The organism is Magnetococcales bacterium (genome assembly GCA_015231925.1).
GTDB lineage: Bacteria > Pseudomonadota > Magnetococcia > Magnetococcales > JADGAQ01 > JADGAQ01.
In genome coordinates this window covers 1-3,502 of sequence record JADGAQ010000291.1, presented here as the reverse complement: position 1 = coordinate 3,502, position 3,502 = coordinate 1, and the positions used below count along the sequence as shown (strand labels likewise).

The 3,502-nt window shown below is 61.1% G+C and carries 2 protein-coding genes; one reads left to right on the top strand and one right to left on the bottom strand.

The window, feature by feature from the left end:
- A partial coding sequence (locus HQL56_18895) for a HAMP domain-containing protein (GenBank protein ID MBF0311584.1) occupies window positions 1–1,870 on the top strand: 1,870 nt, incomplete at its 5' end.
- 151 nt (window positions 1,871–2,021) lie between these two features.
- Here the strand turns inward: HQL56_18895 and HQL56_18890 are convergent.
- Window positions 2,022–3,386 (bottom strand): sigma 54-interacting transcriptional regulator, encoded by a 1,365-nt coding sequence (locus tag HQL56_18890; protein MBF0311583.1) that lies wholly within the window; start codon window positions 3,384–3,386, stop codon window positions 2,022–2,024.
- Window positions 3,387–3,502 lie beyond the last annotated feature (116 nt).

The window sequence follows — 3,502 nt, the reverse complement described above, 5'->3', positions numbered from 1 at the left end:
GCTGGCCGATATCCTGCCACCCCCGCTCTATATCCTGGAGTCCTACCTCGTCCTACTGGAAACCCTCCCCGAAACCCGCGCCGATACCATCCGGCAGCAGCAAAAGCGTTTCATCCAGTTGCAGGAGGAGTACCGCAACCGTCATGACCACTGGTTGAACCACCACCAGGGGGGACGTATCCGGACACTTCTGAATGAGGAAGTGCATCGACCCGCCCTGGAATTTTTCGAAATGGCCAATAAGGCGTATTTTCCGGCAATTCTGGGTTCGGAACGCACCAAAGCCACGCAACTGATCCAGGGACCGCTGCGGGACAGCTACCTGAAGCATCGACAGGCCATCGACGAACTGGTCAAACAGGCCACAATGGAAAACGCAAGCCTGGAAATATCAGCCGGCGAAATCACCTGGCAACGCACCCTGATAATGGTGTTGATGGGCTTTCTGGCGGTTACGCTGGTCATCGGCTTATCTCTGCTGCTGGTGAACTCCATTGTCAAGCCGCTGAAGTCGCTTCAGTCCCTGGTGTTGCGCATTGCCGCAGGGGATTTGAGCGGCGGCGGGGATGCCGTCGCGACCGGCAGTCAGGGCAACGAGGTGGCCATTCTGGCCGCAGCCATGCATACCATGACCGTAAATCTGCGGCAGATGTTTCTGGGCATCCGCGATAGCGCCCGACGTTTGCAAGAGCGTTCGGTCTCTCTTTCCGAGTCGGCCAGGAGTCTGTCGGACTCCTCCGGCACGCTTCAGGGGCAGGCGGTGCAGATGTCCCGACTGACCGACGAGATGAGTCGTAACATGCACAGCATCTCCTCCTCGGCGGAGCAGACGGGTGGTAACGTGCAAACCATCTCCGATGCCGCCGCAGAAATGAACGAGGGCATGCGCACCATCTCCGCCGCAGCGGAACAGGCCACGGCAAACCTCACCACGGTCGCCGCTGCCGGAGAGGAGGCCAACACCAGTCTGCAAAACGTGCTGGAGGCCTCGCTACGTTCCAGCGGCAACCTGTCCACCGTGGCAAACACCGCGGAAAAGATCAGCGACTCCCTTGGCAAAGTGCGTCATCGCAGCAAAGCCGCCGCCCAGGAGGCCAGTCATGCCAGCAGCAAGGCCCAGGAGTCCCTGCAGACCCTGGAGGATCTGGTTCGGGCCGTGCGGGAGATCGACGAGGTCGTGGTCCTGATCAACGATATCGCGGAACAAACCAATATGTTGGCTCTCAACGCCGCCATTGAGGCGGCGGGCGCGGGCGATTCCGGAAAGGGTTTCGCCGTGGTGGCCAACGAGGTCAAGGAACTGGCCCGGCAAACCGGCAGCGCCACACAAAATATTTCTAATCAAATCGACAAGGTCCGCTCCTTTTCCCACAACGTCGATTCCGCCGTCCATCTTGTGGTGGAAACCATTCAACGTCTGCGCGATTCCAATCTCGACATCCTGTCCTCCATCGAGGAACAGGACCAATCCCTGGCGAGGATCAGCCAATCTCTCAACGACGTCGGAGATGAAACCCGTCAGGTGACTTCACAGGTGGGGGAGGCCAGCAAAGGCATCGATGAGGTCTTCCGCCGCGTACAGGAACTCACTCTGGGAATTACCGAGATCAACCACAACGTGGCGGAAGCTTCCAGAGGCATGGAGCGCATTACCCGAAATCTGCTGGAAGCGGCTCAAGGAATGGATGGCATCACCCTCAACGTGCGCGAGGTGTCCGAGGCTTCCGAAGGGGTGGCACAACACATGGGCAGAGTCAAACAGACGGCCACCGGCGTGCAGGAGTCGAGCGTCTCGCTGGAAAACGGGGCCAGGGACCTGACCCAGATTTCCCAAAACCTCGATCAGTCGCTGGCACGGTTTACGCTGTAAATCATAAGGATCTCGTCAAGTATACCAGGCTTGGGGGAATCACCCCCCAAACCCCATCCAGGGGATGCCGCGTATACTATTGCCGGATTCGGAAGAGTTGCACAAAAATAATAATCGCCGTATCGGCAGCGTTTCGCAACCGGCCCTGTTCCTACTGAATCCCCAGCTTCTCCAGCTTGCGATAAAAGGTCGAGCGGGCCACTCCCAGCAGTTTGGCCGCCTGTTTCTTGTGCCAGTGGGCCGCTTCCAGGGCCCGCAGGATCGACTCCTTCTCGCTGCCCGCCGGAGAGGAGGTCACCGCCGGCGGAATCACCGCCGGATCGGCGCAGGGCCGCCCCAGCAGCAAACTCTTCGGCAGATGCTTGACCCGGATCAGCGGCACCCGACAGATCACGAAGGCGTGTTCCAGCACGTTCTCCAACTCCCGCACGTTGCCCGGCCAGGGATGATGCTGGAAAATATCCATCACCTGGGGGGCCACCCCGCCGATGGAACGCTGATACTTGGTGTTGAACTTGGCCACGAAGTGAGCCACCAGCAACTCCAGATCCCCCAGTCGCTCCCGCAACGGCGGCATGGGAATCTCCACCACGTTGAGCCGGAAATAGAGATCCTCCCGAAAGGTGCCCTTCTCCACCTCTTCCCGCAGATTCTTGTTGGTGGCCGCCACGATGCGTACATCCACCCGAATCGGCCTGGCATCCCCCACCCGCTCGATCTCCCGCTCCTGAATGGCCCGCAGCAGCCGCGTCTGCATGGCCGGACTGATGTCGCCGATCTCGTCCAGAAAGATGGTGCCCCCGTCCGCCAGCTCGAAGCGCCCCGCCCGATCCCGCACCGCACCGGTGAAGGCCCCCTTCACATGACCGAACAGCTCCGATTCCAGAATGGTCTCCGACAGCGCCGAACAGTTCACCTTGACCATCGGGCCGTGCTGCCGGTCGCTCTCCCGGTGCAGCGCCTCCGCCACCAGCTCCTTGCCGGTGCCCGACTCCCCCGAAATCAACACCGTGGTGTCGGTGCGGGAGAGATCCCGTATCAGTTGATAAACCTCCTGCATCACCTCCGCACCGCCCACCAGACGGTGAAAATAGGTGGGACGCTCCGGCTGACACTCGCTCACCCCGCTGCGTTCCCGGATCACCGCCGCCGCACCCGCCGATTTGCCCTGGCCGTCGTAAAGCGGAAAAACCCCCAAGCGCACCCGCAACCCCTGCCCCGGCGGCGCGGCATCCGGGCAAACCAGCTCCACCTCCTCGATCACCGTATGTTCCGCCATGGCCTGTTCCAGCAATCGGGCCAGACGCGGCGCACACGGCGCTTCCAGGGCGTCGAGCCGCTGTCCCGCCATGCCCGGCGGCCAGTGACAGATGCGCTCCATGCCCGCGTTGGCCTCCCGAATGACCAGGTCGGCATCCACCGTGAAAACCGCCTCCTCCACCGTCGCCAGCAACCCCTGCAACATTCCGCGTAAAATGCGCACCTCTTGTTGCAACCCCTCCAGAGCAGCCGTCATGAATCGTCCCCCCCCTTTTTCCGCCGTGTCGGACACCCGACACACTCTGAATGCCCCCATAGGACACAATGTCCCATTCTGTCCCAAAAACCTGTCGCGCGTCCCGTTCCATGGGA

What these genes read in the sequence shown, in the direction of transcription:
- HQL56_18890 (MBF0311583.1), bottom strand. Translation starts at nt 3,386, where the DNA reads ATGACGGCTGCTCTGGAGGGGTTGCAACAAGAGGTGCGCATTTTACGC.